Annotated in this window: 4 protein-coding genes; 1 reads left to right on the top strand and 3 read right to left on the bottom strand. The window is 76.0% G+C overall.

What is annotated here, in order from left to right; translation table 11 throughout:
- Positions 1-68: 68 nt before the first annotated feature.
- On the top strand, positions 69-1,166 hold the full coding sequence (locus ABD54_RS25690) for a winged helix DNA-binding domain-containing protein (RefSeq protein WP_047872132.1): 1,098 nt from the start codon (positions 69-71) through the stop codon (positions 1,164-1,166).
- A gap of 79 nt (positions 1,167-1,245) precedes the next feature.
- Here the strand turns inward: ABD54_RS25690 and ABD54_RS25685 are convergent, their stop codons facing one another.
- The 3 genes from ABD54_RS25685 to solA form a co-directional block, all read right to left on the bottom strand.
- Positions 1,246-1,677, bottom strand: coding sequence for a VOC family protein (locus ABD54_RS25685; protein WP_047872131.1), 432 nt, complete (start codon positions 1,675-1,677; stop codon positions 1,246-1,248).
- Between the two features lie 141 nt (positions 1,678-1,818).
- Positions 1,819-2,625: an SDR family oxidoreductase gene (locus tag ABD54_RS25680; protein WP_047872130.1), complete on the bottom strand. Its 807-nt coding sequence runs from the start codon at positions 2,623-2,625 to the stop codon at positions 1,819-1,821.
- 125 nt (positions 2,626-2,750) lie between these two features.
- On the bottom strand, positions 2,751-3,923 hold the full coding sequence (gene solA, locus ABD54_RS25675; protein WP_047872129.1) for an N-methyl-L-tryptophan oxidase: 1,173 nt from the start codon (positions 3,921-3,923) through the stop codon (positions 2,751-2,753).
- Positions 3,924-4,197 lie beyond the last annotated feature (274 nt).

Below are 4,197 nucleotides of genomic sequence, written 5' to 3'. Positions count from 1 at the left end.
CGGCAACCCCGCCCCGGCCGTCGAGTGGAGGACAGCAGATGACCTCCACCCCTCCTAGGGTCGCGTCCATGACCGCGCTCGACCGCCGCGCCCTCAACCGGGCGACCCTGTCCCGCCAACTGCTCCTCGACCGGACCACCGACCACACCGCCGCAGAAGTCGTCCACCACCTCGTCGGACTCCAGGCGCAGGACCCCGAACCGCCCTACGTGGGCCTGTGGTCCCGTGTCCGGGACTTCCGGATCGACGACCTCACCGGGCTCCTGCGCAGCCGCGACGTCGTGCGCGCCACCCTCCTGCGGGGCACCCAGCACCTGGTCACCGCCGCCGACTACCTGTGGCTGCGCCCGACCCTGCACCCCGTGCTGACCCGCTGGCAGAAGGGCGCCTTCGGCCGGAACCTGCCCGGTGTCGACCCCGCCGAGCTCGCCGCTGCCGCGCGCACGCTGCTCGCCGACGGCGGGCTCACCCGCCCCGACCTGGGCCGGGCCCTGGCCGAGCGCTGGCCCGGACGCGCCCCCACCGCCCTGGCCCGTTCCGTCCAGGGGCTCCTGCCCGTGCTGCACCCGCCGCCCGACGGCACGTGGGGACGGCGCGGCACCACGCCCTTCACCCTCGCCGAGGAGTGGCTGGGCGCGCCGCTGGCCGCCGAGCCCTCCCCGGACACCCTCGTGCTCCGCTACCTCGCCGCGTTCGGCCCGGCCACCGCCAGGGACGTCCAGGCCTGGAGCGGGACGACCCGCGTGCGCGCGGTCGTGGAGGGGCTGAGGCCTCGGCTGCGGGTCCTGCGCGGCCCGGACGGCCGCGAGCTGTTCGACCTGCCCGACGCGCCCCGTCCCGACCCCGACACGCCCGCGCCGGTCCGCTTCCTGGCGCTGCTCGACAACGTGCTCGTCTCCTACGACGACCGCTCCCGCGTCGTCGCCGACCACCAGCGCCCCCACATCGTGGTCGAGCCGCCGTTGACCGTGGACGGGTTCGTGCGCGGGCTGTGGCGGATCGAGCGGACCCGGCGCGGCGGCCCCGCCGTGCTGGACGTGCGGCTGTTCGCACCGCTCACCCCGACCGAGGAGGAGGCGGTCACCGAGGAGGGCACACGGCTGCTGCGTTTCGCGGCGGCCGACTCCGAGGGCCACGACATCCGCCTGCGCCCCCTGGAACCGTGAACCGGCCCGGGCACAGGGCCTCGACCGCCCGGCGCCGCCGGGGACCCGCCCGCCCCTCCGCCCGGCGGGCGCCCGCGCCTCAGCCGAACACGACCCGGCCGTCCTCCTGCACAAGCCAGCCCGGGTTGTGCGCGATCTCCCAGACCACGCCGTTGGGGTCCTCCACATGGGCGTGGAAGACCCCGCCGAACTCACCCCGTCGCGGGGGCTTGAGCACCTTCGCACCCGCCCTCGCCATGGCGTCCACGGTACGCGCGACCTCCTCCGGGCCGTCGACGTTGTGCGACAGCGTCAGCCCCGACACCCCGGCCGCCCCGGACGGCCGCCCCAGGTCGCGGTCGAACTTCTCCGCGTCGAACAGGCCCAGGACCTGCCCCGGCGCGACCTGGAAGAAGACGATCTCCCCGGGCACGTCCATGAGCGGTTCCCAGCCGAGCCCGTCCCGGTAGAACGCGCGGGCGGCGTCCAGGTCGGCCGTCGCGAGGGTGATGAAGTGGACCTGCTGTCTCACGGTGGCTCCGTCGTTGTCCCCCGTCCCGGGAGGGCCCGGGGCGCTCGGTGTCCTGTGGCCGGGACAACCTATCCGGCACCGGGGACACGCCGCCGGAACCCGTCGGGCACGGCGGGTCCGGGCGCCCGGGCGCCCCCGCGGCTACAGCCCGTGCCTGCGGGCGACCACGCGCAGGACGAGCGAGCGCGGGAACAGCCGCCGCAGCGCGAAGACCACCGGGGCGTTGCTGCCCACCGCGTAGAACGGCCGGGGCGAGTCCGCCTCGACGGCGCGCACGACCGTCCGCGCCACCGCCCCCGGCTCGATCCCCGACGCCTCGTTGGCGTCGAGCGCCCCGAGCATGGTGCGGTACTCGGGCGCGAACGGCGACCCCTCCCGCAGGTACTGGGTCCGCCGTTCGCTGATGCCGGTGTTGATCGAACCCGGCTCGACCGTGGCCACCCCCACCCCGTACGGGAACACCTCGCCGCGCAGCGCGTTCGCGAACCCCTTGAGCGCCGCTTTGGAGGCCACGTAGGAGGACCGGTAGGCCAGCGGGAAGCTCGCCAGCATCGAACCCACCATCACCACGCGCCCGTACCCCCGGGCGCGCATCCCCGGCAGCAACAGCTGCGTGAGCCGCACCGCGCCGAACACGTTGATCCGGAACAACCGCTCCACCGCCTCCGGCGGCAGCTCCTCGAAGGGCCCGCTCTGGCTCTCCCCGGCATTGTTGACCAGCACGTCCACGTCGCCCGCGGCGGCCGCGCACGCCTCGACCGACGCCCCGTCGGCCAGGTCCAGGGCCAGGTACTCCACGCCCCGGACCGGCTCGGCCACCGCCCCGGGGTCGCGGCTGGTCCCGTACACGCGGTAGCCGCGGCGGACCAGCTCGGCGGCGACGGCGGCGCCGATCCCCGACGACGCGCCCGTGACGAGCGCGGTCCGCGGGACGGTGGGACTGTTCATGGCGGTCCTTCCGGAGGGAGGGGCGGTGAGGCCGCGCTCGCGCCGCGCGTGGAAGCGATGATCGCACGCCCGTGCGCGCCGGCCGCTCCCCGCCCCGGGGCCCGGCCGCCCGCGAACCGCCCGGTTCAGTCCCAGCGGTGCGGGTCGAACAGGTCCACGGCCAGCTCCGTACGCCCGTGCTGGGCGAGGTCGGCCAGCGCCTCCCCGACCGCGGAGGCGAACTTGTAGCCATGCCCCGAGAAGCCCCCCGCCAGCACCAGCCCGGGCAGTTCGCGGCGCTGCCCGATCACGAAGTGCTCGTCCGGAGTCATCGTGTACATGCACGACGCCATGCGCTCGGGGAGCGGGGCGACCCCGCGCAGCCCGGCGGCCAGCCGTCCGAGCCGCCGGGCGTCGGCGGCGTCGGGCTCCCGCGGCCCCGCGTCGGGGTCGACCGACTCGCCCCACTGGGCGCCCTCGCCCCTGTTCCCCGGGGCCTCGGCGTGCACGCCGATCTTGACGGTCCGCCCGCGGTCCATGCTGGGGAACCCGTACCACGTGCAGTCGTCCCCGTCCCGGGCGAACACCGGGCCGTGCGCGTGCGGGGACGGGTCCCGCGTGGTGCGCAACCAGCCCAGCACCCGCCGCTCCACCCGCAGGCCGCCGCCCAGCTCCGCCACCTCGGGCACCAGCCGCGGCAGCCAGGACCCGGCGGTGACGACCACCCGGCGGGCCCGGAGCACGGTGTCCCCGACCACCACACGGGGGCGGTCCGGGTCGGGGACGACGCGGGTCGCCCGGGCTCCGGTGAGCACCCGCGCGCCCGCCTCCCGCGCGAGCCGTACGGCCGCCGTGATCGCGGCCTCGGGCAGGACCACACCGGCGTCCTCCTCGAAGACGCCCACCTCACCCGGGCGCAGCACGTGCTGGGGGAAGCGCTCGGAGACCTGGTCGCGGGAGAGCACCTGGTGGGGGAGGCCGTGGTGTTCGGCGGCGGTGACCGACCCGGTGACGGCGGGGCTGTCCGGCGCGCCGAGCATGAGGGCGCCGGTCCGCACCACGAGCCGGGTCCCGGAGGCCTCCTCCAGCTCCGACCACGCGCGCCAGGCCGACCGCACGAACGGCACGTAGGCGGCGCCCTCCATGTAGGCGGTGCGGATGATGCGGGACTCGCCGTGGCTGGAGCCCCGGTCGTGTCCGGGCGTGAACTGCTCGACCCCGATCACGTCCACACCGCGCCGGGCCAGGCGCCACAGGGCCTGCGCCCCCATGGCTCCCAGTCCGACCACGACGGTGTCGGTCTCCAGCGGTGCCGCCACGCGTTTCCTCCCGGGTCCGGTGTCCGGGGCCGCGCCGACCGGAGCCCCGTCCCATGATCCCAGGGCCCGCGCACGGCGGGCGCCCGCCCACCCCCGGGGGGTGGACGGGCGCCCGGTCTCGGAAGGGAGCCGAGATCTGGGGGGAGTTACTGGACGGGCGGGTGGGCGTTGGCCAGCAACTCCTGGAACTGCGCGGAGAACCAGTGACCCGAGACCGGCGCGTCGGGCAGCGCACCGCTCATGCTGTAACCGTTGCGCGGGTTGCCCTCATAGG

The sequence above is a fragment of the Nocardiopsis sp. RV163 genome, from assembly GCF_001029525.1.
Lineage (GTDB): Bacteria > Actinomycetota > Actinomycetes > Streptosporangiales > Streptosporangiaceae > Nocardiopsis > Nocardiopsis dassonvillei.
The sequence above is the reverse complement of the archived record's forward strand: the minus strand, read 5'-3'. Positions and strand labels throughout refer to the sequence as shown.

Coding starts and splice junctions, on each gene's coding strand:
- ABD54_RS25690 (WP_047872132.1), top strand. CDS start 69: ATGACCGCGCTCGACCGCCGCGCCCTCAACCGGGCGACCCTGTCCCGC.
- ABD54_RS25680 (WP_047872130.1), bottom strand. CDS start 2,625: ATGAACAGTCCCACCGTCCCGCGGACCGCGCTCGTCACGGGCGCGTCG.